This window comes from Paenibacillus sp. FSL R5-0928 (assembly GCF_037970385.1).
Taxonomy (GTDB): Bacteria; Bacillota; Bacilli; order Paenibacillales; family Paenibacillaceae; genus Paenibacillus_AQ; species Paenibacillus_AQ odorifer.
Window position 1 is genome coordinate 1,430,420 of record NZ_CP150225.1, and the last position, 24,547, is coordinate 1,454,966.

The following is a 24,547-nucleotide window of genomic DNA, read 5'->3' on the forward strand; positions in this document are numbered from 1 at the left end:
CGTAATTACTTAATGGCAGTCGGATATGCCCTGTGTTAGTGGGGTGTACCCGGCTTTTCTGTGTGGGAGAAGTCACAGAACTTGCTTCTCGTTTAAGCAAATCGTACAATTATTTGAATATGAGATGAGTATGATAGATTAGGAGCTGAGTTATATGAAAGTAGGCGTGGTATCAGATACACATATGACAAGAATGGCTAAGTCTCTGCCCAAAGCGCTTGTTGCTGAATTCCGGAATGTAGACTTGATTCTGCATCTTGGAGATTGGGTGAGTATGGGAATCTACGATTTGTTGGCTGAATTAGCTCCAGTGGAAGGGATTGCTGGAAATAACGATGGAATAGAGATCATTGAGCGTTTCGGGGAGCGCAAGCTGCTAACGCTTGAGGGAGTCCGGATCGGAATGGTCCATGGGCATACGCCACACTCCCGCAAAGGAACGGACGGGAATGCGCTGCTTGCTTTTGCGAACGATAAGGTGGATTGTATTCTTTTTGGTCATTCGCATCAGCCTTTATTGCGGGAAGAGAATGGGATTCTGCTCTTTAATCCAGGATCGCCAACAGATAAACGACGTGAGAAACTGTATTCCTTCGGAATTTTGGATATCGAAGAGGGTAAAGTCAGTGCCCGGCATGTGTTCTACGATTCCAAAGAATAAGAATAATTGTCCAAATGATCTGGCGTTCGCTCCATGGTGCACGGTACGGCTGAAATATACAATAACGTTAAAACGGCCCAAGCCGGAAAGTGAGCGCTGAGGATGAACAACTATCGTATTGAACGTGTGATCTATGATGATTTGGAACGGCTTATCCCATTGTTTGATGAGTATCGGGTATTTTATGGGTCAGTCTCTGATCTGGATGGTGCACGTACTTTTTTATCAGATCGATTGAAGCTGAACGAATCGGTAATCTTTATTGCGGTGGAGGGAGAAGGCGAGGAGAAACGAGCGTGGGGCTTCACTCAGCTCTATCCCTCTTTTTCATCGGTTTCTATGGAGCGTCTCTGGATATTGAATGATCTATATGTAACTGCGGAACTGCGAGGCCATGGGCTCGGCTCCAAGCTGCTGGAAAGTGCCAGAGCTCATGCGCTCGCTACGAATACGAAGGGCTTGTCCATGACAACAATGACGGCGAATGTGGGGGCACAGCGTTTATATGTAGCGCATGGCTACATTCGGGATGATGATTTTTATACCTATAACCTTTTTTTCTAAAAGCTAGAGAGAAAGACGAGTAAGGGGCGTTAAAGTGGATACAAGTAATAAGCTGGCAATCTTTTTTGACCTTGATGATACTTTATATGATCATTTGGTTCCTTTTAAAGAAGCGGTGCGTCAAGTGCTTAGACCGGATGAGAACAGTCTGGACTTTGCAGAATTATTTTATAAAGTAAGACATCATAGTGATGTATTATGGCCTATGTATTTACGTGGAGAAATTCCGCTGGAGGAAACTAGGGTACGCCGATTGGAGCTTGCTTTTGCAGAGTATGGTTTACAGCTTGATCGTGACCAAGCCACGGCGGTACAAGCGGCATACATTGGCCGTCAGTACACCATTCAAATGATAGATGGAGTCCGGGAGCAATTGGAAAGGTTCATTGCTGCTGGTCATAAAGTAGGCATCATTACGAATGGACCCAAAGATCATCAAATGAAAAAGATTCGCGGATTAGGTCTGGATCAGATGATCCCCGAGGAGATGATTTTTATTTCTGACGCTGTAGGTCTGGCCAAACCAGATCCGCAACTCTTTTTGCATGTAAATCAGCAGTCTGGCACTTCACCAGACCATTCACTTTATATAGGCGATACCTGGGCTAATGATGTAGTAGGAGCGCTTGCGGCTGGCTGGAAGGTCTGCTGGTATAATCCGAGAGGCAGACAGCCGGCTACGGATCATAAGCCTAGTTATATTTTCACGAATTATAAGGAATTTAGCGAGTTGCCTTTGGTGCTGCAAAAATCTTGATCGGGAATTAATTAGGGAAAAACTCCCTGAAATTAACCGGTTAAAGCGCGAAATTGAGGTTATTGGGGAATTCCTCCCTAATAAAACCGAAATAAACATGTTTATAGCCATATTCGGGTGATTTTTAGGGAGGTTTTCCCTAATCGAAGGTTTACATTGAAAAAATCTATTGATTTTAGGGAGGAATTCCCTAATTATCAGGCTGCTGGGCGATGAATGGGCGATGAATATCCCTCAGCCACGCCAAAGAACCTTTATCCACAACAAAAGAGCTTGCCTCCCAAAGCCAACAACGGCCTTATGGGGGCAAGCTCTTTTCGTTTAATCAGCGAAGCTGTACGTAGGATCAGTCAGATTCATTCTTTCTTTAATGCCTGGTGTGGCGTAGATTTTGTTGTCATCGGTAATAAAGAAAGCTTCTACATCTTCAGGTAACGACTCCAGATATTTCATACCTTCTTCGATCCCCATCAAGAACACCCCAGTGGACAAAGCATCCGCATCTGTTGCATTAGGGCTCATAATGGTCAAGCTTTTGAGACCGTTCTGAGAAGGGTAACCTGTGCGTGGATCAAGAATATGGTGATAACGAACATTGTCTTGCATAAAATAACGTTCGTAAACACCAGAAGCATCGATGACCTCATCCGCGATTTTAATCGTTCCTAGTTGTGTGCCGCGGCTTTGGTCAGGGTCTTGCAGACCAATATTCCAATCCGTTCCGTTTGGTTTCGTACCTAACGCAATAATACTGCTGCCGCCGAGGTTGATCATTGCACTGTTAAGGCCTTGCTCTTTTAAATAATCAGCGATACGGTCAGCAGCATACCCTTTGCCGATACCTCCAAGATCCAGTACCATATTTTCCTTCAGTAGCTTCACGGTCTTAGCAGCTTCGTCAATTTCAACGTCCCTGTAATTGGTTAGGCTCTTGGCTGCATCGATAGCTGCTGGATCAGGGACTTTATCTCCGCCACTACCGATGTTCCAGAGGTCGATCAGCGGACCAATCGTGGGATCGAATAGCCCGTCCATTTCTTTTGCATATTGCACGGATTGTTTTACAACATCTAAGGTCTCGTCCGAAACGACAACCGCTTCTTTTCCTGCTGCTTGATTGACTGCGTAAACCTCACCGCCTTCTTTTGTACGGCTAAGCTCCATATCCATTCGCTCCAGCATTTGCTGGATATCATCCATATTTTTTTGGGCTACATTTTCTCCGAACACTTTGATATTCACGACCGTGTCATAGATATAAAAGGTCTGTGAGAGTGACTTGGCTTCACCTTTTCCTGAAGCTGTTGCGCCACCCGGTGTTTCCGTCGCTTTGTCATCCTTATTTTCAGTAATTAGCCAAGCGCCGACAGCTATGACGGCGATGAGGATAACAACGAGGATCAACGTCGTTTTTTTGTTCTTAAACATATTCCACCATCCATAAAGTTAGTTTCTAAAACACATTATCACTATCATACCCTAGATCAGAAGTTGATGGAAATTAATTTCATGGCATATTTAGGTACAACTCCGTCTGCACGAAAAAAAAGCCCCGCAATTTGATTCGGAGCAACGCTGTGGATATAGAGGTAGCTATTAAGCTAATCTAGCATGTATTCACGGTATTTGTTTTTACGAGGATTCATTACGAAAAGGATTCCTTTGGCATAACCGCTAACGGCTTTAAAATTTCGTTTGAGAGTTTCTTTACCTGTAAGACAGGTTAACGTCCAGATCAATGCGGCATAATTCATAGGGGGTGCTTTACGTAAGTTGAGCAGATAATAATGATTGATGGCAGTAGCTCTTGCAACAACGCCCGCCTTATCCCGAGATCCCGGCGACTCATGATGAATGATTTTCATAGCCGGGTTAATGACAAGCTTGCCATAACGGCTAGCCAAATGAGACAAGTAAATATCCTCGGCAATGGAGTAACTTGTCATCCAGGGATAGGGTTTCATATCTTGTAATGCTGAGCGCCGGAATGACATATTACAGCCGTGAAAAAAATCCGTCTCAAAAACCTGCTCCTTCTCTCCCCAGAGGAATAGGGAGCCTGCAAACATGCTTGGGGATAATCTGCCCGGGGATCCGGACATTTGTCCGGTCAGCATGCCAAACAGCCGGCCCGGTTTGCTGCTGCGCATTCCTTTTGCCACACCGCCTACACCGACAATTGAATCGTCCGCTGCATAAGTATCAAGCAATCGTCGAATATATAAGGAATCATCTAATTCTGCATCATCGTCTAAATGAAGCACAATTTCAGCATTTACTAGTCCAAGTGACTCATAACGGGAAAGCCAGAGTCCCGGATTAGTCTTACGATGATATCGAAACTCAGCCTGTGGCAATTTGTTCATTATGTTACGATAATAGGTTAATCTTTCTACAGGAATCTCACCGTCATCTACAATCCAGAGCTCGATGGAGACATTGTTTAGCTGTGTCTGCTTGCTTATAGACTCTATGCACACTGTAAGGTCGTTTATACGGTTACGGGTAGGTATCACTATAGATACATCATGCATATGGGGATCTCCCTTCGGAATTTCTGGTGTAACTTCATTTTATCTGCCCTGAAGGGGAGCGTATATACCACTTTCGTTTACTTTTTGCTTTAGCATTCACATCTATAAATGTTATTTTAATAAAAGTTAAGTTTGTAATTTTGAGTTTTTAACTATATAATAGTAAGCGACATATATTTAGTTATTACTCTTATATAACAGCTACAAATTATCAATAATATTAGGAGGTTTTTTCGTGAGAATAGATATCTGGTCCGATTATGCATGTCCTTTTTGTTATATTGGCAAAAGACGTTTGGAGAATGCGCTAAGCCAATTCCCGAACCGTGATCAAGTAGAGGTAGTATTCCGTAGCTTTCAACTGGATCCACATGCAGAGGTAAGTACAGACAAGAGTATTCATGAGCTGCTGGCTGCCAAATACGGGATGACCGTAGAAAAAGCAAAAGCAATGAACGCACAACTAGCGGAGCAAGCTAAAGATGTGGGCTTGGAATTTAATTTTGATACAGTGAAGCATACCAACACTTTCGACAGTCACCGACTGAGTCATTTTGCAAGCACAAAGGGAAAAGGTGCAGAAATGTCCGAACGTCTGCTGCGCGCCTACTTTACGGATTCATTAAATCTTGGAGATCGCAGTGTACTGGCTTCACTCGCTGCTGAAGTAGGTCTGGATCAAGCAGAAGCTGCGGCAATGCTGGAAACGGATGCTTTTGCGAATGAGGTTAATGGCGATATTGAAGAAGGAAGCCGTCTTAATATTACCGGTGTACCTTTCTTTGTATTCAACAATAAATATGCTTTATCTGGTGCACAACCAGGTCCTGTATTTACAGAGGTACTGGATACTGTGTGGGCGGAGGAACAAGCAGGACCAACGTTGCAAGTGGTTGGTAAGGGGAATTCTGAAGTATCTACCGATGATGGCTGCGCAGATGGATCTTGCAATATTTAAAGTTTGGATTCGAGTAAAACAAAAGAGCTGAGGGAGCCCTCAGCTCTTTTTGTTTTGATAAAACTGTTCTTTTGTTGCTTCCCACACCCAAAAACAAACGCTCCCGATATCCGGAAGCGCTTGTCGCTGTAATGTGGTTTTATCTGAAAGATGTAACAAAGCTTGAGAATAGTGTACGTACATCGTATTGATATTGGTTGATTGGCTCAATAGGCCGTTCGATACCAAGTAGAGTATATACCGCAATTCTCGCTGCTCTTACGGAGTATTCTTCAGTGAATACAACGTCATCTGGAATTTCACAGAATTGTCCAATAAAGGCCAGGTTCGTGGAACCCTCAGGGATAACTTTTGGTCGGTCACTATTGAGTCTAGGCATGAACTGAGAAGTGATATAAGGCATCATGCAAGGAATACAATTGGCGGTAGCCATGATCTCGTCCTTATGTTCTTCAAAGTGAAGATGACCGATCAATTCTTGCATAATTTCTTCGCCGGTACAATCACACATTCTCTTTTTCACGAAATCTCCAACTTTGTCTGGATACAGTCCGTAACCCCAGAACACTTTAACATGCTCAGGCTGATTGCGGAAATGCGGTTGGAAGGCCAGTACAACGGACATAAACCAGCTCGAATCCTTAAATGTGACCAAAGCGCCTGTGCCGGCACGGTTACGTGTGAATTTTTCCATCAGATCGAAGAATTTGGAGTCATGGAAAGTTACAGTAAAGGACTCCCATTTCGAACCGTCTACATGATCATCGAACGAAGAAGGATTGCCAAGACTTGGTTTCTTGGAAGCGATGTTTTCCCATAATTTCCACGAGCTTCCCTTGCCGTTAAGGCGTGGAGCAGAAGTCATAGAACCAAGGCTGGAGCCTTCGGTCATAGAACCGTTTGTGATAATCACGAGATCATCTTCTTTTACATCAATCACATCTTTGACACCTTCGCGCACTACATTCATTTGGGTTACGGTAATTCCGTCACCTTTTTTGAACTGCAGATCAGTAACTGTACATTTCAGTGTGAAATCGACACCGAATGGTTCAAGATATTTGTGCAAAGGCAGAATGATGGAATCATATTGGTTATAAGGAGTGCGAGTTACACCTTCCAGTGTTTGAATTCTTGGGAATTCATGGAAGAAACGAAGCATATATCTTTTAAACTCTACAGCGCTGTGCCAAGGTTGGAATGCAAAAGTAGTAGCCCACATATACCAGAAGTTTGTTGTGAAAAAGTGAGGGGCGAACCAGTCGTTGATACGCGCTTTACCCATTTTATCTTCTGGTGTAATAATCAGCTTGCCCATAGCGAGACGATCAGCCATATCAAAACCCATGGACAATACATCTTCTACTTTGCCGTCTTTGTTTACAAGTCTGGCGTTTGAGTGTGTTGGATTTGCGGTATCAAAAGCAATAATTTCATCCCGCACAGACAACCCCGGACGGTCGACAGAAGGAATCGTTGTTAATAGCTCCCAGAGATTCTCATAAGCTTCATCGTTGAGCATACGGCCGCCGCGGACAACGTAACCATGTTCAGCGTCACCTGCGCCGTCATTGCTACCACCAAGAATCTTCATCTCTTCAATAATGTGAATGTTTTGTCCCGGAAAATCACAGTCTCTGACCAGGTAAGCAGCGCCCGCTAAGGATGCAATTCCGCCACCGACAAAATAAACCTGTCTATTACCGTACTCTTTTTTCACAATGGTCGCCTCCAAGTAGTTGTTTAAATAATCACACTCTTAATGTAAACCAACTCCTATTTTGAAGGTATAATCAAACTCTTTAGAGTGTCTGGATTTTTGTCATTATGGGTGATCTGTCTAGTTTTTAGACAAAAAAAACCGCTGCAACCAAAGGTTACAACGGATGGTTCTCATATTTGTGTAAAGCTTTCAGAAAATTTCCTTCAATTAGATCACTTAGCTTCTCAATCATATGGTGCGGCTGTTCCTTCATGCCTTCTCTCATCCACTGAATGATTAGGCCTGTGAAGGCTAGCGTATAAAAATTGGCTATAAAGTGCTTGTCTTCTTCGCAAACCTCCATCCCGGAGGACAGCTCGTTTATAACCCCCATGATGAGATCGTTTGTCACCTCGTACAGATATGCATCCAGATGATTTCTGCCTAATGAATTTAGCGTGTTACAGCAAAAGGATTTATTCCGCTCAATGTAGCAGAAGATTCTATAAAACCCGTCTGTCCAAGTGCTGTAGCTGCGATACTGGGCGAGGCTTTCGACAGCCTCAGTCTTATAAATCCAACCTAGCAAATCAAATATATCCTGGAAATGATAATAAAACGTTTGTCTGTTTAGTCCGCAATGGTCCACTAGTTGTTTAACAGTAATTTTATTGAGCGGTGTATGCTCCATTAGCTCTTTTAAAGAATGCGACAATGCATTTTTGGTTAGAAAAGAATTGGACAACAGCGTTCACCTCTTCCATTCAAGACTTCGATGCTCGCTTATACAGCAGACGAATACCTTCGGCTAATAAACCCAGTGCAAATCCGGCGCATGAAAATAAGGAAAACGCGAGGAAGCCTGCGAGATCCTCCCAACCGGACATCTCTTGGTAGGTGTAGCCCAGCATAAATGCCGCACCTATGATTATTCCCGCCGTGCTAAATACCCAGAGCAGACGCGCTCCGAGCCAGCCTAATGTGTTGACGATCCCAGCCACTACAACGGAAAAAAGAGCAAAGCGCAGTAAGAGTGTGGCATCCATTTCCTGGGCCAGCATCACGAATCGGTGTAGAGGGAAGAGAAGCCATAGAAGAATGGCATAAACGGTCATCCAGAGAAACCAACTTTTACTTTTGGCAGCAGGCAGGAATTTCATTTCATGCACACCTCTTTTCCCATAGTACGAACGTTAAAAAGTAGGGATTATACCGTGAAGGATTCTAGTTCTTCCGCACTTTGCAGCAGGTGGCTTAGCAGGTTTGGAATGTCCTCCATTTGCTCTTCTGTGAGTTGTCTTTTGAATTGCAGCTCGATGCAGTTATTGTAAGTTTCACTTTCCTGGCCATATATGAAGCTTAAAGATTGCACAGGCTGGAAATCAGGTCCCCAGATCGCTTTTAGAATACTGTCTATCGCCTGACATTCGCTAGGAATATCTTCGACTTCCATATAAAAACGAAGTGAAAGATTACAGCCGGGATCCGTATTAGGAACCTCCAAGATTTCATCGCTGAGATCTTTCGTGGACGAAGTGAGCAGGATTTCGGCGGTTACTTTCCTGCCTGCAGTTAATTGGAAGGAGAGACTGAACTCTCTGGACATCAGCGCCATATTCAGAAGGTCGGAGCGATCCGTAACCACCAATATTCCGTCTAAATTATCGTAGTCATAAATCTGGTTCTCAAAGGCGATCTTAATATTATCGAAAACTGTAGGGTGGAACAATAAGAGCACCTTCTTTGTTTATTTATATTGTAACATGATGTGATAGGAAGTTAAAAAAAGACGCCCAGGACCAAATGGACCGGGCATCTTGTGTAGAAGTTACGGCTTCCCATAAGAGGGAATACTCCTCGGTTGTGGGTATACGTTCACTTCTTAGTTTGTAGGCGCAGGCGCAGTATATTTCAGGAACGTCTTCGGAATCGGGCTCTCAAAGGTCATCAGTTCTCCAGTGGTTGGATGAATAAAAGAGAGCACTCGAGCATGTAGGCCAAGTCTTCCTACCGTTTTGGTCTCTGCACCATATTTCTTGTCACCTGCGATAGGGTGGCCGATATCTGCCATGTGCACCCGAATCTGATTTTTTCGTCCGGTTTCGAGCTTAACCTCTAGCAAGGAAAAATGGCGGTTAGCCTGAATGAGTTTATAATGTGTAATTGCATGTAGTCCATCGCCTTCATGAGGACTGGAATACATTTTAAGGGTTGAGGTTTCTTTGAGCCACGAGCTTATCTTGCCTTCAGGTCTTTTAACCGCGCCTTCCACGAGCGCTACGTAAGAACGTTCCTTCACGGTATCTTTCCAAGTAGTTTGTAGCGCTTGCTGAATCCGTTCGCTTTTGGCAAACATCATTACACCTGATGTATCTCTGTCCAAACGATGTACGACAAAAATCCGATTTTGTGGATTGCTAACACGGACATGCTCCATGAGCTGGCGGTAAGCCGTCAATTCATTTTCTTCCGCAGTGGCGATAGATAGCAGTCCAGCATCCTTTTGAACAATAATCAGGTCTTCATCCTCATGAACGATTTTAAGTCCGATCATCTCTGCTGTTTGTACAGGCTTCTCTTGATCAATAGTAACGTTTTGACCCGGATGCAGTTGGAAATTATGCTGTGTAACTACCTTATTATTCACCGACACTTGTCCACGCGATAGGATGGATTTAATCGCATTTCGTCCGCGACCCGTGACGTGGGTGAGTAAGAAGGGCAATAGTTCAGAAGGTTCGTTTACAGTAAATGTTTTGGGTGCTGCGGGTGCTTTAGTTTTATGATTAAGCTTGCCAGTAGGCTTGCTGTGAGAACGAGTACCTCTTTTGGCTGTTTCTTTAGGATTTCTTCTTGAGTTCATGGATGCATTCTCCGTCCTTTAATATTGTACTCCTCAATATACCATGGGCTGTTAAGAAATACTATGGAGAGGCAGGCGTACTGGTTTGCTGCTGCTCAAAGATAGAACAGCTGTGCTAATCCAAGAAGCAGGAATAAACCGAGATATACCCAGCCTAACCTGCGGGCATATTTCTTTTCCCGGGGCATGGCGCTTACAGCATAGATCTTGGTATCCACAGTAAGCAGGAATAGTCCGGAGAGCAGGAGCACGAGAGTTAAATAAGTTAGTTGATGATAGATCATTTGAACACATCCCCATATCTAGTCTTCTTTAAGACCGACTCTTTCAATATTCGTCTTCACATTAAGTTCTATAGAGAGATCAGAATACTGTTGCTCCCAGTCATGTTTGTCACGAACATTAGCTTTCCAGTAGGAAGGAGCATATGCACGAACATATTCACCCATGCCAAAGATATCCGAGTGAGCCTGTTGCGTCTGTTTAATCAGATGGTCGAAGATGGTGAGGACTCCTTTTTGAAAGTTGGCCTCAAGTTTTTTTAAATCCTGGCTGGAATCAATACGAATATTATTACCTAGGTGCTCATCTAGCGCTGCTTCTAAATAAATATTTATAGTGATATGGGGTTTGCCGTCTTTGATTTTAACTTTAGACCTTGTAAATCGGTCGTTAACTTTAAGAGTCAGTGGGCCAAAGTCCTCTGAATTGAACATGACGGAATAGCCCCCAGGATCAAGACCTTTCATGGACATATATGCGCCAATCTCAATGGGAGTAGTCGAACCGACCATAACGCCTCCGCTAAAGTAAGCAAGACCTTTTATCAACATATTGTCTTTTTGATGTAAAGACACATAAGGCAGATAACCGCTCTCTCCCCATTTAGATTCAGCTGACCAGAATACGCCTATATAGTTAGCTGGGAACTTTCCGGATCTCACGGCTTTTTCCATGGTGGATAGGATATAGAGGGTTGGAACTCGCTGAAGTGGTGGATTAATATTCATAAATTTAGAAGCCTCGCCTTCGGACACTAATAACCAGGTACGGCGACGGACTTCAGGGTTGCGGCGTAAATAATCATTTAAATCCGACAGGTTTTTGCGTGCAAAATCCTCGCTGATGATAATCACCCGAAGATGGATGAGGTAACGTGGGTCAGAGATCTGTTGTTGCAAATTGTTTAAGGCATCATCTAGTGAGTAACCGTAAACTTGTACAACCCAAACCGGATTTTGATTCCCCCCGCTACCTTCTCCCCCGCTGCTAGGACCTAACGGAACTCTCCCTGGAACTGCAATTTGGGCGGTCACACGGATTTTGGGCAAATTAATATTTGCGCTTTTTAGATGTGTCGTTTGATCATCTTCGGTTTTACTATTTGCCGGCACTGAATCTATAGACAATCCCAGCACTAATGCACGATCTTCAATTTCGAGCTGGTCCCAGCAGCCCGTAAGGAATACAAATACCAGAGAGAGAAGGAGGAGAAGACTAATACGCTTGTTAATTACTTTATTCATTCGATAGCCCTCCTTTTTGCCGAATCAGAGCTATTAACCATAAAAGAAGAGGGTAGAGAGTCAAAAAAATTAACCCGATAATCGCTGTGACGGAAGAAAAGGTATAAACCTGGTAAATATTTCTTGGCAAAAGTGAAAAGACGAAGATAAGTGGAAGTGAGAAGCTTGATACAAGGCGGTGATCTTTGTACCGAAATACTTGCTGAAGTGAATATGCTGCTAAGTAGTAGTTCGTAAAAATGGTAGTAAATATAGATATTACCCAAACAGTAATAAACAGCGCATCGAATCGTTCTAGTAGTCCTGCACCAATAGAAATGGAGCGGGCGGTTTCTAAGGTTGGATAAGCGAGTAATTTGGTTTCTTGCGCTCCGAACATTCCTAAAGTGGCCGCAACAATCATTACATAGATGAAGCCAATAATAAAAAGGGCAGCAGCTCCTGCTTTAAGCACTTGCTGAGGTTTTTTCATTAAAGGAACCAGCAGTGTGATGACAAATGTGCCCTGATAAAGGGCAGCTGAAGTGACAGTCCCTTTGGAAAAGCTTGAAAAGGTGATGTAATTTCCAGTGAGTGGAAGTAAGTTTAAAGCATCTACATTTTTCATGGCTACTAATATAATGCTGAGAACGGTTAACAAGATGAAAGGCAAATAAAAAATATGTACATAGGTGAATTTCACAATGTTTCTGCGGATAGATAAAGCAGCCAAAATAAGCATTAATAGAATGACCGCTTCGATAGGTGTTTTTTTAAACACGACCGCAACACATACCTCTCCGAATTGACGCATGGTAATCCCGGCAGAGAAAGCAAAAAACAAAGAGATAAGTACATTGAAAATATCCGCGATGCTTCTCCCGACTAACCGGCGGCTGAATACAAACAGAGTTTCATTGGGGAATTTCCGACATACAGCGGCTGTAAACCAGCAGCCTAGAAATGCAACAGGGATGCCTGAAGCCGAAACCAGCGGCGCCCCGCTGTCTCCGGCTTCAGCCATATAACGGGGAATACTCAAGATACCTATTCCAATAATCGTACTAACGACTACTGCGACGACTTGGATCGTTGTTATGGGGCGGTTGTTGTTCATCGAGTTCACCCTTCTCCTTAAAAATCTGATCTGAATACGTCGTTGGTAACTCATGAGCGAGACGAGTAAGGTCTTGAGTGTTCAAGAAGCTCGGACGTCTTCTCATCCACCATAAGGGGACACGAATCAGACTGTCCTTCAGATCTCTCCATTTCGTGGGCACATATGGTGTCATGTAAGGAACGCCAAAGGATTCCAAGAATAATAAGTGATTCACGATAACGATGGTACCTAACATGACTCCGTAAAGACCAAAACAACCGGCTAGAATAATCAGTGGAAATCTTAGCATTCTGGATGAGATAGCGGCATTATAGGCAGGGGTGGCAAAAGAACCGATAGTGGTTATAGCGACAATAACAACGGTTGTCGGACTTGCTAGGCCTGCTGAAACAGCAGCCTGACCAATAACAAGAACACCTACAATAGAAAGGGCGCCCCCAATCATTTGTGGTAGACGAATAGTTGCTTCGCGGAGCACCTCCATGAAGACCTCCATAATCAGAACTTCCAAGACCGCTGGAAAAGGAACGCCTGCTCTACCCCCTGAAATCGCTACGGCAAATTCGGTAGGCATAAGCTCCGGGTTGAAGGAGATGACGGATACATATAGAGCAGGGAAAAAAAGAGAGAACAACAGGGCAATTAGTCGAATCCCCCGGATTAGGCTGCCTACAATAAAACGTTCCGAATAGTCGTCTATGGTCTGAAAAAATTGATTGAACAATGCAGGGACGATGAGCGAGAATGGGGAGCCATCTACCAGAATGATGACTCTTCCTTCCAATAAGGCTGCCGCTGATTTATCCGGACGTTCTGTTGGTTGAACCTGAGGAAAAGGAGATAATGGGTTATCCTCAATGAATTGCTCGATGTACCCTGCATCAAGGATGCTATCTGTGTTTATCATGGATAATCTCTTCATCACTTTTTCAACCAATTCAGGATCTACTATCCCTTCTATATAGCACACAGCAACCTGTGAGCGTGTCCGCACACCAAGCGGAGCAGTAATAACCCGGAAATCTGGCGTTTGCAGCCGATAACGGAGTAAGGAAAGGTTTGCCTCCAAGTTTTCTATAAAACCTTCGCGTGAGCCACGAATTACCTGCTCGGTCTGTGGCTGTTCAATGCTGCGATGTTCGATTTTACGCAAATTGAAGTGAAGTGCTTGATCCATACCATCTATAAGGAGTACAACGCTCCCTTCTAATAGAGCGAGTGGCAGAGAATTTAAGTCCTTCGTTCGGTTCCCAGCCGCTATTTGTATGGTCGTATTCCAGATGAAATCAGGCAGATCCTTGCGCTCTTCAGGAATTGTCGAGAGATCAGCGGGAGGGCTCATTAACGGTTTAAGCACATGCTCATGAATTTGATTTTGGTCCACCAAAGATGAAAAAAAGATAATTACCGCATCATATAAACCGTATACCCGAAAATTACGCACAACGAGATCTGCATCTTCTCCAAAAATTTGGCTAATGGCTTTAATATTATTTTTTAGGTCGGGATCTAGTGGCTTTTCCGAACGCTGATCAGGAATGGTGGGATCTTCGTGCGTTTTTTTTTGCTTAAAAGAACTATAGTTTTGCTTCCAGTTTTGCACGGCTATTCCCCTTTCCTAAAGAATGATGATTTTTAAAGCTTGGCTCAAAAGCGCTCCTTTTATGTAATTTTTCCAAAAGGAGAAACGAAAGAAGGACTTCTAGAGTGTTGCTCATTACACCATTGACCGCTAAACTAAAGATAGAAACGCCTAAGGAGTTATGAGAGATATGAAGATGCAAGCACCTACTATTGAACAGGCGCAGGCTGAGCTGCAAAAATATTACGGTTATCCAGACTTTCGGGATGGCCAGAAAAAGATTGTTCAGAACTTGCTGGAAGGACGCGACACACTGGGAATCCTCCCTACGGGTGGCGGGAAATCGATCTGTTATCAGGTTCCTGCACTGCTCCTGCCAGGGCTGACTTTGGTGATATCACCACTGATCTCGTTGATGAAAGACCAGGTGGATGCGTTAACTACTGCGGGTATTCCGGCAGCCTTTATTAATAGCACGTTAAGCGGAAAAGAAGTGAATGAGCGGATTCGGGCTGCCCGGCGGGGCGATTTGAAGCTGCTCTATGTTGCGCCCGAAAGACTTGAGCTGGACTGGTTCCGTCTGGAAATGGCTGAGCTGTCTATTTCCTGCGTGGCTGTTGATGAAGCGCACTGTGTATCCCAGTGGGGACATGATTTTCGGACAAGTTATCTGTCGGTATCTCCATTTGTAGATGAGCTGCCTGAACGTCCGATCCTGGCAGCATTTACCGCCACGGCGACGCCGGAGGTTATGGAGGATATGGTCCGGCTGCTGCGTTTGCGCGAGCCGGGTATTTTCATGACGGGACTAGGAAGAGACAATCTGGCAATGTCCGTGCTGCGGGGAGAGAACAAGCGGGAGTTCGTTATGGATTATGCGGCTACGCATTCCCACCAGCCGGGGATTGTATATGCGGCAACCCGCAAAGAAGTAGATGATCTGTATCAGAGGCTGCAGGCCTCTGGCATAGCAGCAGGTCGCTATCATGCGGGTATGAATGATCAGGAGCGGGCAGATAGCCAGGAAGGGTTCCTCTATGACGATATCCGGGTTATGGTGGCTACGAATGCCTTTGGGATGGGGATTGATAAATCCAATGTCCGATACGTAATTCACTACAATATGCCCAAAAATATGGAAGCTTATGTTCAGGAAGCGGGTCGTGCTGGACGTGACGGGGAGCCGAGTGAATGTATTTTGCTGTTTAGTGCGCAGGATATTATGACGCAAAAGTTCCTGATCGAGCAGAATCCACAGGATACTGACCGTAAAGCTAACGAATATCGCAAGCTTCAGCAAATGATTGATTATTGCTATACTACTCGCTGCTTGCGCAGTGCCCAGCTGGATTATTTCGGGGAAGAACATGGGGACAAGCCATGTGGTATCTGCAGCTCATGTACGGATGAACGAGAGCTAGTGGATATGACCGTCGATGCGCAAAAGATCTTCTCCTGCATTCACCGCATGCGGGAGCGTTATGGTGTAGCGTTGGTAGCATCTGTGCTGAAAGGCTCTCGCAATCAAAAGGTGATGCAGTACGGCTTCGATAAGCTGCCCACACATGGGGCGATGTCGAGCCGGACGGAGAAGGAAATCTCAGAGAGTATCAATGTGCTTATCTCAGAAGGGTATCTTGCCTTGTCGGAAGGCCAGTACCCTGTAGTACGGCTCCAGCCTCTGGCTGCCGAGGTCCTGCGCGGACAGCGTGAGGTGATGCAGCGTGTGGCGCGGCCTTCGCGGGCAGGCACAACATCCGGTACGAGAGTTCGTAGTCGGGGGCATGACCTGTCGCCATCAGCCGTCAATGAGACTGTCTTTGAGCAGCTGCGTCTTATCCGGCGTGAATTGGCAGGACGCGAGCATGTGCCATCGTACATTATTTTTAATGATGCCACGCTGCGTGAGATGAGTGTGGTTTGCCCGCAGACCGAAGCGGAAATGCTGAGGGTAAAGGGTGTTGGGGAAGTGAAATACCGGAAGTACGGTAAGGCATTCTTAGAGTTTTTTCAAAATGAAATGTAGAAAAGGTCGTGTAACATGAAAATCGTCCTGACCACGTTAAACGCCAAATATATTCATACCTCACTCGCAATCCGCTTGCTAAAAGCGTACAGTGAGCATGAATTTAAGGATATTCATTTGGCAGAGTACACCATCAAAGATCCCGTGATGAATATCGTGTCCGACTTGTTTCAGAAACGGCCAGATGTGATTGGCTTCTCCTGTTATATCTGGAACATCGAAGAGACGCTGAAGCTGATTGGTATTCTTAAGCAAGTGATGCCTGAAGTTACGATTGTTCTCGGAGGACCGGAAGTTTCGTATGAGCCGCTTCATTGGATGAAAAGAGAAGCTGGCATTGATTTTATAGTCAATGGAGATGGGGAAGAGACGTTCCACCATTTGCTGCAGGAGCTAAGGGATGATCGTAAGTTTCACTTTGTGTATGGAGCCGCTTATCGCAAGGGAGAAGAGATCATCGTCAATCCTCCACGTCCCAAAAGCGATCTGAATACGCTGCCTACGCCGCATCGTTTTCCTGAGGATATTCCAGATTTGAGTAAACGTATTGTTTATTTTGAGACGAGCCGCGGGTGTCCATTTAACTGCCAGTTCTGTTTATCCAGTATTGAAGTAGGTGTACGTTATTATGATATTGAACGAGTGAAATCTGATCTGCTTTATTTAATACAGAATGGCGCCAAAATCATTAAATTTCTGGACCGTACCTTCAATATCAACCGCAACTATGCGATGGAAATGTTTCAATTCCTGATCGATAATCATCAAGGCTGCGTGTTTCAGTTCGAAATTACCGCAGATATCATGCGGCCGGAAGTTCTGGATTTCCTATCTAAGAATGCACCTCCGGGTATTTTTAGATTTGAAATTGGGGTGCAATCTACCAACGATGAGACAAATGAGCTTGTTAAACGCCGCCAGAATTTCAAAAAGCTGTCCCGTACCGTAATGAAGATTAAGGCAAGCGGCAATATCGATCAGCATCTGGATTTGATTGCCGGACTACCTATGGAGGATTACAGCACCTTCCGTAAAACGTTTAATGATGTATTCGTTATGGAGCCGGAAGAGCTACAGCTTGGATTCCTCAAAATGCTGCGGGGAACGGGGCTGCGGGCGCAGGCGTCTAAATATGAGTACACGTATATGGAACACGCACCTTATGAAATCCTTAGCAGTCATATGATGCCTTTCTCAGACATTATTCGTTTGAAGCGGCTTGAGGATGTGCTGGAGAAATACTGGAACAGCCACCGGATGGACCATACGGCTAAGTACTTGATCCGTCATGTATTTGATTCGCCATTCGATTTCTTTCAGGAGTTCGGTGACTACTGGGAGGAGCGAGGCTGGCAAAAGATCGGCCATCAGCTGGAAGATCTCTTCACCCGCTTGCAGTCCTTCCTGATAGATCGCGGGACGCCGTCTATGGATGTTATAACTGGCTTGATGAAGCTGGATTATTTTCTTGGACACAAGTACAAGCCGCGCAAAATCTGGTGGGATTTCGTGCTGGATAAGTCGGATTGGTCGAGTTATTTGAAAGATATCGCGGCTAATCCGGGTCAAATTTCTGCCCAGTTAGCAGAAGCAGGACTTAACGAAAGAGAACTGCAAAAGTATACTGTGCTGGAAGTGTTGCCATTCTCGCTGGAAGCGGTGCTGGATTCCATCAGCGGCATGCGTGCTGATGAGGGCCTTGAGGATGGTGAAGCTGATATGGCTAATCTGGAGGCTTTGCCTTCGGTAGACTCGCCATTACAGGGAGCAGCAGATAGTAGTTTAGAAGAGACTGCGAAAGCAGCAAGCTCGGCTGTAGCAGTAGCGGATCCCGCTTCCATTAGGGAAGGACGCACGCTACTAATCGTAATGTATCAGCAGAACGAGAGCCAACGCGCTCAGTACTACACACTGCCTTTGTGATAGGCGGGTGGAAGGATAGACCGTTCCTTAATGGGACGGTCTATTTCTTTTGCCTTGTGCGCTAGCGCATCTGAGTCCGGAAGCGGCGTGGGAAGTGATGATGTGTAGTTAGCGTCATCTGGGTCCGAAAGCGGTGAGTAACCCGTCGCAGGCGGACCCAGGGGACCTTATACGTGGAATTATCCTGTTTTTTGGATGCTAACGGACCGCATAGTCGCTATTGGCATGAAAAACACCCAATATGGACCTGTTTCGCTTGAATAGCTGCACTGGAGTCCGAAACCCAACTCGAAAGGCTATAAATTAGCAAATAGCGTCATCTGGGTCCGGAAGTAGCGGGGAGAGTAATGATGTGTAGTTAGTGTCAACTGAGTCCGGAAGTGGCGGGAGAAAGTGATGTGTAGTTAGCGTTAGCTGAGTCTGAAAGTAGCGGGAGAAAGTGATTAGTGTAATGACTCGGCGCAGGCGGACCCAGCGGACCTTATACGTGGAATTATCCTGTTTTTTGGATGCTAACGGACCGCATAGTCGCTATTGGCATGAAAAACACCCAATATGGACCTGTTTCGCATGAATAGCTGCACTGGAGTCCGAAACCTAGCTCAAATGTCTGGAAATTAGCAAATAGCGTCCACTGAGTCCGGAAGTAGCAGGGGAGAGTAATGATGTGTAGTTAGCGTTAGCTGAGTCCGGAAGTGGCGGGAGAAAGTGATGTGTAGTTAGCGTTAGCTGAGTCTGAAAGTAGCGGGAGAATGTAATTAGTGTAATGACTCGGCGCAGGCGGACCCAGCGGACCTTATACGTGGAATTATCCTGTTTTTTGGATGCTAACGGACCGCATAGTCGCTATTGGCACGAAAAACACCAAATATGGACCTGTTTCGCATGAATAGCTGCACTGGAGTCCGAAACCTAGCTCGAAAGGCTATAAATTAGCAAATAGCGTCATCTGGGTCCGGAAGTAGCGGGGAGAGTAATGATGTGTGGTTAGTGTCAACTGAGTCCGGAAGTAGCGGGGAGAGTAATGATATGTAGTTAGTGTCAACTGAGTCCGCAAGCGGCGTGGGAAAGTAATGATGTGTAGCTAGTGACAACCGAGTTTGTACGTGGTGTGGGAGAGCGATGAGCTGAAGACAGCGTCAACTGAGTCCGAAAGTGGTGGCGGAAGTTTATTTACTAAAGTTCAGATGCGCGGAGGAACTGGAGATTGTTAGATTGAGAAGTCTGCTGAGAAAAGCTACGCAAACCGCAAACCGCAAACCGCAAACCGCAAAGAAGCGATCTCCCAAATACCGGGAGCATCGCTTCTATGTTGCCACATTTGTAATCTCGTTTCTCGTCTCATAAATTCACTAACAACCGCGTTTTTTTCTTAACTTATCGTAGAAACCTCTGAAGGAAGGTGGCTCTCTAACCAGTTGAGTACATCGGCTGTGACTTGATCTCGATTTACTTCATTTAGCATTTCGTGTCTGCCTTCTGGATAGAGTCGGTACTCAACGTCTGATACTCCTCGTTTCTTATACAACTCCGCAAGACGGGGAATACCTTGACCGTTCATCCCGACAGGGTCCTTATCCCCACCAAATATATAAATGGGCTTACCTGTACATAATGTGCTAAGTGATTCCTCAGTATGAATCTCTCTTAGGAGGTGGAAGAAACCACGGAAAAAGCGGGTTGTACAAATAGCTCCGCAGAATGGATCGGAAATGTACTTATCTACTTCTGCAGTATCGCTGCTCAGCCAGTCAAATGTTGTTCTGACCGGGGAAAAGGCGCGGTTATAGCTACCGAATACCAGACTGTTCAGCAGTACACTACGATGATGCTCACCCTTTAGCTTAAGCTGCGCGCTAGCCAAAGATTCTCCAATACGCAGCATACTGCGTGGACCATTTGTCCCGCTGAGGATAAACCCTGAATAGATTTCGTTGCCTTCTTCGCACATGAGTTTTTGACCCAGAAAGGAACCCATACTGTGAGCGAATAAAATGATGGGCTTTCCTTCATGCTTGGAGAGTGCTGCGGCACCTACCTGCAGAAGATTGCGCCGCATCCAATAAAATCCGTCCTCCCCAACATCACCAAGCAGATTGACTTGACCAGCGGTTCTACCATGTCCCCGGTGGTCATTGGCATATACTGCATAACCAACCCCGGTTAAAGCTTCCGCAAAACGAGCGTAGCGGGCAGCAGTTTCACACATCCCGTGTGAAATTTGCACGATTCCTCTAACTGGAACATCGGACTCAGGTAACCATTCATAGACATGGATGGTTACACCTATGGGATCCGTTAGAGTAAAGCTGTTTTCCTTCATGGTCCATTCCTCCTAAAGGTTCTCGACTTATGGTAAATAAGAGCGAAGCACAGTAGAATGACCCTCGATAGTATAACGGCCTAGGTTGGAAGGAATCAGATAACATTCCCCTGCGGCATAAGGCTGGGAGCCGCCTTCCCAAGCCAGATGTCCGCTGCCTTCGCAGATAACCAGAATAGTGAAGCTGTCTTCTGAAGTGGTGAGATCCCACGAACCATTTACGATCCCTTTTTCGACAATAAAATAAGGTGAAGCGGCAAGCTGCAGCCACTCTCCAGGCACTGCATGATCGGTCTTCATCGAAGTAGCGCCGGCGCCTTCATAAGCTGTAACATTCAGAGAATCCTCGATATGAAGCTCGCGTGGTTTTCCATCTAGACCTGGACGGTCGTAGTCATAAATACGGTATGTAGTGTCGGAATTCTGTTGAATTTCCGCTACAACGACACCAGCGCATAGAGCATGTACCGTTCCGGCAGGGATGTAGAAGGAATCGCCCGCGGAGACAGATACCTCTTGAAGGCTATCCATAACCGTGCCGTTTTCCAGTGCTTCGCGTAATGTTTCACGGTCTACGCCTTCTTTAAGGCCGTAGATGATTTTTGCATCTGGCTTAGCGTCTAATACGTACCACATCTCTGTTTTGCCCAGTTCACCTTTAGGCAATCCTACATAATCATCCGTAGGGTGGACTTGAACGGAAAGGTTGTCGTTGCAATCCAACAATTTGATCAAGAGTGGAAATCTTCCGCCAGCTTCTGATATTCCCTTGCTTCCGAACCACTCATGACCAAATTGCTCACGAATTTGATCCAGACCTTGTCCAGCTAATTCTCCATTAACCACCGAAGATGTTCCATTCGCATGATCGGCAATCATCCAGCCTTCACCAATATGACCTTCTGGTAGATTCAGGCCGAATTTCTCCAGCGCGCGGCCACCCCAGACACGTTCTTTAAACTCCGGTTGAAATTTTAAAGGATATGGTTGTGTCATTCGTAATCTTCCTTCCCAATTACAAGATTGTTTGATTGTTTACAAAGCTTAAGATGGGGAACCTTTTTTCTTCTCGAGGGCAATTACATAAGGTGCGTCCGTGCGCTGCAGCTGACGGTATACAATGCTCTGCGCTACCTTAGGGGAAACAGTCGTTGCCCAAGCTTCAACAGCGGCGGCTTCGAGATCTCCGCCTGCATGGCCAGGATACAGTACAGCCGTAATAATTCCCCCCGGACGCAGCAGCTGGAGTGAAGCTTCCAGGGCTGCAATAGAGCTATCCGGCTCAGTAATGATATTCTTGTCGGCATCGCCTGAAGGCAGATAGCCAAGATTGAACATTACAGCACCAACGGTGCCTGGCCAGTTAGCCGGGACGGCTTCTGCCATTTCGGCATGGCTGCGTTCCAGTAAGGTAACGCCAGAGAGTGAAGAAGTTTCCTCCCGCGCAAGCCGGAGACGTTCTTCTGCCAGCTTCAGCGCCGCAGCTTGAATGTCAAAGCCGTAGACTTCGCCACGAGCTCCGGTTGTTTTGGCTAGAAAAAGCGTGTCAGCACCAGTACCTACAGTTGCATCAATCGCACGGTCACCTAAAGTCAGCCGCTCAGAGATTAATTTATGAGCAAAGCTTAGAACGGACATAAAGCCCATTAGCCCTTCCTCCAATACTTACCCTGCCAAGTATCACGAGCAACAAGCTCATCGTCAATGGCATTTAGCACTTCCCATTTCTTGAGACTCCACATCGGTCCAACTAAGAGATCCCGTGGGGCATCTCCAGTCAAGCGATGAACAATCATCTCAGGGGGCAGAATTTCAAGTGAATCAGCAATCAGCTTCACATACTCGTCCTGTTCCATGAATCGGAGCAATCCTGCTTCATACTGCTTCACCATTGGTGTTTTGCGCATGAGGTGCAGAAGGTGAATCTTAATTCCCTGCACATCCATGCGAGCTACAGCAGATACCGTTTCAAGCATCATTTCGTGCGTCTCCTGTGGGAGACCGTGAATGATATGGGTACAGATTCGAATATTGTGACGGCGCAGCTTCTCCACAGCCTCCACATAACACTGCGTATCATGCGCCCGATTAATAAGCTCAGAAGTGGAGTCATGTATAGTCTGAAGACCCATCTCTACCCAAAGATACGTACGCTTGTTGAGCTCTGCTAAATATTCGACTACATCATCGGGCAGACAGTCAGGGCGGGTAGCAATAGACAATCCAACGACACCAGGCTGCTGCAAAATAACTTCGAAATATTCTCTCAGCTCTTCGACCGGAGCATACGTATTAGTATAGGCTTGGAAGTAACCGATATATTTAGCATTTGGCCATTTCAAATGCTGTCTGTCACGGACGTTATTGAATTGTGTGACTAGGTCATCTCGGCGGCTTCCGGCAAAATCACCAGAACCTCTGGCACTGCAAAATGTGCAGCCTCCCTTAGCGATGGAGCCGTCACGATTGGGACAGGTAAAGCCTGCATCAAGCATAACTTTGAATACCTTGGTGTTCATGTGTTCACGCATTTCGTAATTCCAAGTATGAAAACGTTTATCTCCCCAAAGTTGCGGAGGAGAAGTGTATTGAAGATTAGACACGAGAAGCCCCTTTCTGAAAATATAATTATGGATAAGTTCCCTTATCCTTATATTTTTCTGAGACAGATGGCGTCCTTATCCCAGAGAACGCACAGCCGTTTCTTATAATCCAATACATTGTATCAAAAAACCGAGCTCGGCGTAACATTGACTCCCCATAACGGCATGAAAAATAGGCAGGAAATAAGGCGCTTTCGGCTTGAAAATGCTTACATAGTATGTTATATTCAGAGTGTGAAAAGCTGCTGTGGCATAAAGAAATTCATCCAGGAGTTCATAATTTCGTGTCGTCCGATCCATAATAATAACCGTGAGGTGATAGCAATGAATTCTCAAACGGTATATGCTGAGGGTAAAGATTCGATTGAAGTCCATTTAACGCCAGATGAAGCCCTTGCACTAACGGGCGTGGAATTTAACGGCAACCCTAAGATCAAGACAGATGCGCAGCGTAAAATTCGTAGCGCATTCGAAAAAAAGACATTTGCCACAAACACAAAGTAAATCCTGATCTGCCAGACAAGAACGAAATTTATTTCCAATATACAACAACGAAGGAATTCCTCTGAACAGCTCATTTAAGAGCTGAACCAGAGAATTCCTTTTTCTTTTTTACCGCAATCCCTTTACTTTTTGGGACAATTTCGGCACAATATTGCAAGTGACAGTTATCGTATAAGAGATAATCGGAGGAATACCTATGCGTTTACGCGGAAGAAAAGGAATACGTGAAAGTTTGGAAGAACAGACGGATTTAGTCATTCTAGATCCTCGGAGTTATAAAGGTGAGTGGTCCAAGCTGTTCGGTAACGATCATCCGATCCATGTGGAGTTCGGAATGGGCAAAGGACAGTTTATCAGCCAAATGAGCTTTAAATATCCTGATATTAACTTTATCGGAGTGGATATGTATGATGAGCTGATCCGCCGTGCTGGAGATAAGGCTAGAGCAGTATGGGAGCCGGCAGGACATGAAACACCGCCTAACCTGAAATTGGCACTTGCAAATATCGATTATGCTGAGGAAGTATTTGCTCCGGGAGAGCTTGAACGGATTTATCTTAATTTCAGCGATCCATGGCCTAAAAGCAAGCATGCCCGGCGTCGTTTGACACATCCGCGTTTTCTTGACAAATATCGCGGTTTGCTTAGCGATCTAGGTGAAATTCATCTGAAAACAGATTCCCGCAGTCTTTTTGAGTTCTCATTAAATGCCTTTGCGGACTTTGGCTTGCAGATGAAAAATATTTCTTTGGACCTACATGCAGATGGCATCATCAACGAGGATCATATCATGACAGAATATGAGACGAAATTTGTCGGACGTGGCGTGAATATCCATCGTTGCGAGGCAATTGTAGGCGCAGAAGCACTCAAACAGTATCAGGCTACCCGATTGGATAAATATCGGTTGTAGTTACAAAGC

Annotated in this window: 23 protein-coding genes; 8 read left to right on the forward strand and 15 right to left on the reverse strand. The window is 45.3% G+C overall.

Going from position 1 to position 24,547, the window contains the following annotated elements; all coding sequences use genetic code 11:
• Positions 1–154 precede the first annotated feature (154 nt).
• From MKZ16_RS06280 to MKZ16_RS06290, 3 genes are all read left to right on the forward strand, one after another.
• On the forward strand, positions 155–661 hold the full coding sequence (locus MKZ16_RS06280; RefSeq protein ID WP_036681852.1) for a metallophosphoesterase: 507 nt from the start codon (positions 155–157) through the stop codon (positions 659–661).
• Positions 662–763: 102 nt separating this feature from the next.
• On the forward strand, positions 764–1,225 hold the full coding sequence (locus MKZ16_RS06285) for a GNAT family N-acetyltransferase (RefSeq protein WP_076104807.1): 462 nt from the start codon (positions 764–766) through the stop codon (positions 1,223–1,225).
• A 34-nt stretch (positions 1,226–1,259) separates the two neighbouring features.
• Complete coding sequence (locus MKZ16_RS06290; RefSeq protein ID WP_076104806.1) at positions 1,260–1,982, forward strand: HAD family hydrolase; 723 nt, start codon at positions 1,260–1,262, stop codon at positions 1,980–1,982.
• A 321-nt stretch (positions 1,983–2,303) separates the two neighbouring features.
• Here MKZ16_RS06290 and MKZ16_RS06295 read toward each other — a convergent pair whose 3' ends face one another.
• Both MKZ16_RS06295 and MKZ16_RS06300 read right to left on the reverse strand, forming a co-directional pair.
• Entirely contained in the window at positions 2,304–3,410 is a 1,107-nt protein-coding gene (locus MKZ16_RS06295; protein WP_076104805.1) for an FAD:protein FMN transferase, read from the reverse strand.
• A gap of 173 nt (positions 3,411–3,583) precedes the next feature.
• On the reverse strand, positions 3,584–4,516 hold the full coding sequence (locus MKZ16_RS06300; RefSeq protein WP_076104804.1) for a glycosyltransferase family 2 protein: 933 nt from the start codon (positions 4,514–4,516) through the stop codon (positions 3,584–3,586).
• A 235-nt stretch (positions 4,517–4,751) separates the two neighbouring features.
• Here MKZ16_RS06300 and MKZ16_RS06305 point away from each other — a divergent pair, with 235 nt between their 5' ends.
• Positions 4,752–5,474: a DsbA family oxidoreductase gene (locus MKZ16_RS06305; RefSeq protein ID WP_036681863.1), complete on the forward strand. Its 723-nt coding sequence runs from the start codon at positions 4,752–4,754 to the stop codon at positions 5,472–5,474.
• 139 nt (positions 5,475–5,613) lie between these two features.
• Here the strand turns inward: MKZ16_RS06305 and MKZ16_RS06310 are convergent, their stop codons facing one another.
• From MKZ16_RS06310 to MKZ16_RS06350, 9 genes are all read right to left on the reverse strand, one after another.
• On the reverse strand, positions 5,614–7,194 hold the full coding sequence (locus tag MKZ16_RS06310) for an oleate hydratase (RefSeq protein WP_076104803.1): 1,581 nt from the start codon (positions 7,192–7,194) through the stop codon (positions 5,614–5,616).
• A 157-nt stretch (positions 7,195–7,351) separates the two neighbouring features.
• Positions 7,352–7,921 (reverse strand): TetR/AcrR family transcriptional regulator, encoded by a 570-nt coding sequence (locus MKZ16_RS06315; protein WP_036681438.1) that lies wholly within the window; start codon positions 7,919–7,921, stop codon positions 7,352–7,354.
• Positions 7,922–7,940: 19 nt separating this feature from the next.
• Positions 7,941–8,336 carry a hypothetical protein gene (locus MKZ16_RS06320; RefSeq protein WP_076099011.1) on the reverse strand — a complete coding sequence of 132 codons (396 nt, stop codon included), beginning with the start codon at positions 8,334–8,336 and terminating at the stop codon, positions 7,941–7,943.
• Between the two features lie 47 nt (positions 8,337–8,383).
• Complete coding sequence (locus MKZ16_RS06325; protein ID WP_036681441.1) at positions 8,384–8,905, reverse strand: hypothetical protein; 522 nt, start codon at positions 8,903–8,905, stop codon at positions 8,384–8,386.
• 153 nt (positions 8,906–9,058) lie between these two features.
• Complete coding sequence (locus MKZ16_RS06330) at positions 9,059–10,039, reverse strand: RluA family pseudouridine synthase (protein WP_076099010.1); 981 nt, start codon at positions 10,037–10,039, stop codon at positions 9,059–9,061.
• Positions 10,040–10,134: 95 nt separating this feature from the next.
• Positions 10,135–10,323 (reverse strand): CLC_0170 family protein, encoded by a 189-nt coding sequence (locus MKZ16_RS06335; protein ID WP_038569199.1) that lies wholly within the window; start codon positions 10,321–10,323, stop codon positions 10,135–10,137.
• Between the two features lie 18 nt (positions 10,324–10,341).
• On the reverse strand, positions 10,342–11,565 hold the full coding sequence (locus MKZ16_RS06340) for a Ger(x)C family spore germination protein (RefSeq protein ID WP_038569201.1): 1,224 nt from the start codon (positions 11,563–11,565) through the stop codon (positions 10,342–10,344).
• Positions 11,558–12,661: an endospore germination permease gene (locus MKZ16_RS06345; protein WP_036681452.1), complete on the reverse strand. Its 1,104-nt coding sequence runs from the start codon at positions 12,659–12,661 to the stop codon at positions 11,558–11,560. Before MKZ16_RS06345 ends, MKZ16_RS06340 begins: the two co-directional genes overlap by 8 nt.
• Positions 12,609–14,267 carry a spore germination protein gene (locus tag MKZ16_RS06350; RefSeq protein WP_076099009.1) on the reverse strand — a complete coding sequence of 553 codons (1,659 nt, stop codon included), beginning with the start codon at positions 14,265–14,267 and terminating at the stop codon, positions 12,609–12,611. Before MKZ16_RS06350 ends, MKZ16_RS06345 begins: the two co-directional genes overlap by 53 nt.
• Positions 14,268–14,436: 169 nt before the next feature.
• Here MKZ16_RS06350 and recQ point away from each other — a divergent pair, with 169 nt between their 5' ends.
• Both recQ and MKZ16_RS06360 read left to right on the forward strand, forming a co-directional pair.
• Positions 14,437–16,272 carry a DNA helicase RecQ gene (gene recQ / locus MKZ16_RS06355; RefSeq protein WP_036681455.1) on the forward strand — a complete coding sequence of 612 codons (1,836 nt, stop codon included), beginning with the start codon at positions 14,437–14,439 and terminating at the stop codon, positions 16,270–16,272.
• Positions 16,273–16,287: 15 nt separating this feature from the next.
• Positions 16,288–18,195 carry a B12-binding domain-containing radical SAM protein gene (locus MKZ16_RS06360; RefSeq protein ID WP_076104802.1) on the forward strand — a complete coding sequence of 636 codons (1,908 nt, stop codon included), beginning with the start codon at positions 16,288–16,290 and terminating at the stop codon, positions 18,193–18,195.
• 1,372 nt (positions 18,196–19,567) lie between these two features.
• Here the strand turns inward: MKZ16_RS06360 and MKZ16_RS06365 are convergent.
• From MKZ16_RS06365 to MKZ16_RS06380, 4 genes are read right to left on the reverse strand one after another with little or no spacing between them, the layout of a single operon-like run.
• A complete protein-coding gene (locus MKZ16_RS06365; protein ID WP_036679539.1) occupies positions 19,568–20,518 on the reverse strand; it encodes an alpha/beta hydrolase in 951 nt (316 codons plus the stop codon).
• 27 nt (positions 20,519–20,545) lie between these two features.
• A complete protein-coding gene (locus tag MKZ16_RS06370) occupies positions 20,546–21,514 on the reverse strand; it encodes a type I phosphomannose isomerase catalytic subunit (RefSeq protein ID WP_076107278.1) in 969 nt (322 codons plus the stop codon).
• A gap of 48 nt (positions 21,515–21,562) precedes the next feature.
• The gene (locus tag MKZ16_RS06375) at positions 21,563–22,165 is read right to left on the reverse strand and encodes a class I SAM-dependent methyltransferase (protein WP_036679532.1); all 603 of its coding nucleotides are present in this window, start codon (positions 22,163–22,165) and stop codon (positions 21,563–21,565) included.
• Complete coding sequence (locus tag MKZ16_RS06380; protein WP_076107276.1) at positions 22,165–23,121, reverse strand: TIGR01212 family radical SAM protein; 957 nt, start codon at positions 23,119–23,121, stop codon at positions 22,165–22,167. The genes MKZ16_RS06375 and MKZ16_RS06380 overlap by 1 nt, the downstream gene beginning before the upstream one ends.
• 324 nt (positions 23,122–23,445) lie before the next feature.
• On the opposite strand from MKZ16_RS06380, the gene MKZ16_RS06385 reads away from it, so the two are divergent.
• Together MKZ16_RS06385 and trmB are read left to right on the forward strand one after the other, a co-directional pair.
• Positions 23,446–23,625, forward strand: coding sequence for a hypothetical protein (locus MKZ16_RS06385; protein ID WP_036679526.1), 180 nt, complete (start codon positions 23,446–23,448; stop codon positions 23,623–23,625).
• A 196-nt stretch (positions 23,626–23,821) separates the two neighbouring features.
• Positions 23,822–24,538, forward strand: coding sequence for a tRNA (guanosine(46)-N7)-methyltransferase TrmB (gene trmB / locus MKZ16_RS06390; RefSeq protein WP_036679523.1), 717 nt, complete (start codon positions 23,822–23,824; stop codon positions 24,536–24,538).
• The last annotated feature ends 9 nt before the right edge of the window (positions 24,539–24,547 follow it).

Excerpts from the sequence above, each read along its gene's own strand:
- MKZ16_RS06280 (WP_036681852.1), top strand. The coding sequence starts at position 155 with ATGAAAGTAGGCGTGGTATCAGATACACATATGACAAGAATGGCTAAG.
- MKZ16_RS06285 (WP_076104807.1), top strand. The coding sequence starts at position 764 with ATGAACAACTATCGTATTGAACGTGTGATCTATGATGATTTGGAACGG.
- MKZ16_RS06295 (WP_076104805.1), bottom strand. The coding sequence starts at position 3,410 with ATGTTTAAGAACAAAAAAACGACGTTGATCCTCGTTGTTATCCTCATC.
- MKZ16_RS06300 (WP_076104804.1), bottom strand. The coding sequence starts at position 4,516 with ATGCATGATGTATCTATAGTGATACCTACCCGTAACCGTATAAACGAC.
- MKZ16_RS06320 (WP_076099011.1), bottom strand. The coding sequence starts at position 8,336 with ATGAAATTCCTGCCTGCTGCCAAAAGTAAAAGTTGGTTTCTCTGGATG.
- MKZ16_RS06330 (WP_076099010.1), bottom strand. The coding sequence starts at position 10,039 with ATGAACTCAAGAAGAAATCCTAAAGAAACAGCCAAAAGAGGTACTCGT.
- MKZ16_RS06335 (WP_038569199.1), bottom strand. The coding sequence starts at position 10,323 with ATGATCTATCATCAACTAACTTATTTAACTCTCGTGCTCCTGCTCTCC.
- MKZ16_RS06340 (WP_038569201.1), bottom strand. The coding sequence starts at position 11,565 with ATGAATAAAGTAATTAACAAGCGTATTAGTCTTCTCCTCCTTCTCTCT.
- MKZ16_RS06345 (WP_036681452.1), bottom strand. The coding sequence starts at position 12,661 with ATGAACAACAACCGCCCCATAACAACGATCCAAGTCGTCGCAGTAGTC.
- recQ (WP_036681455.1), top strand. The coding sequence starts at position 14,437 with ATGAAGATGCAAGCACCTACTATTGAACAGGCGCAGGCTGAGCTGCAA.
- MKZ16_RS06360 (WP_076104802.1), top strand. The coding sequence starts at position 16,288 with ATGAAAATCGTCCTGACCACGTTAAACGCCAAATATATTCATACCTCA.
- MKZ16_RS06365 (WP_036679539.1), bottom strand. The coding sequence starts at position 20,518 with ATGAAGGAAAACAGCTTTACTCTAACGGATCCCATAGGTGTAACCATC.
- MKZ16_RS06370 (WP_076107278.1), bottom strand. The coding sequence starts at position 21,514 with ATGACACAACCATATCCTTTAAAATTTCAACCGGAGTTTAAAGAACGT.
- MKZ16_RS06375 (WP_036679532.1), bottom strand. The coding sequence starts at position 22,165 with ATGGGCTTTATGTCCGTTCTAAGCTTTGCTCATAAATTAATCTCTGAG.
- MKZ16_RS06385 (WP_036679526.1), top strand. The coding sequence starts at position 23,446 with ATGAATTCTCAAACGGTATATGCTGAGGGTAAAGATTCGATTGAAGTC.
- trmB (WP_036679523.1), top strand. The coding sequence starts at position 23,822 with ATGCGTTTACGCGGAAGAAAAGGAATACGTGAAAGTTTGGAAGAACAG.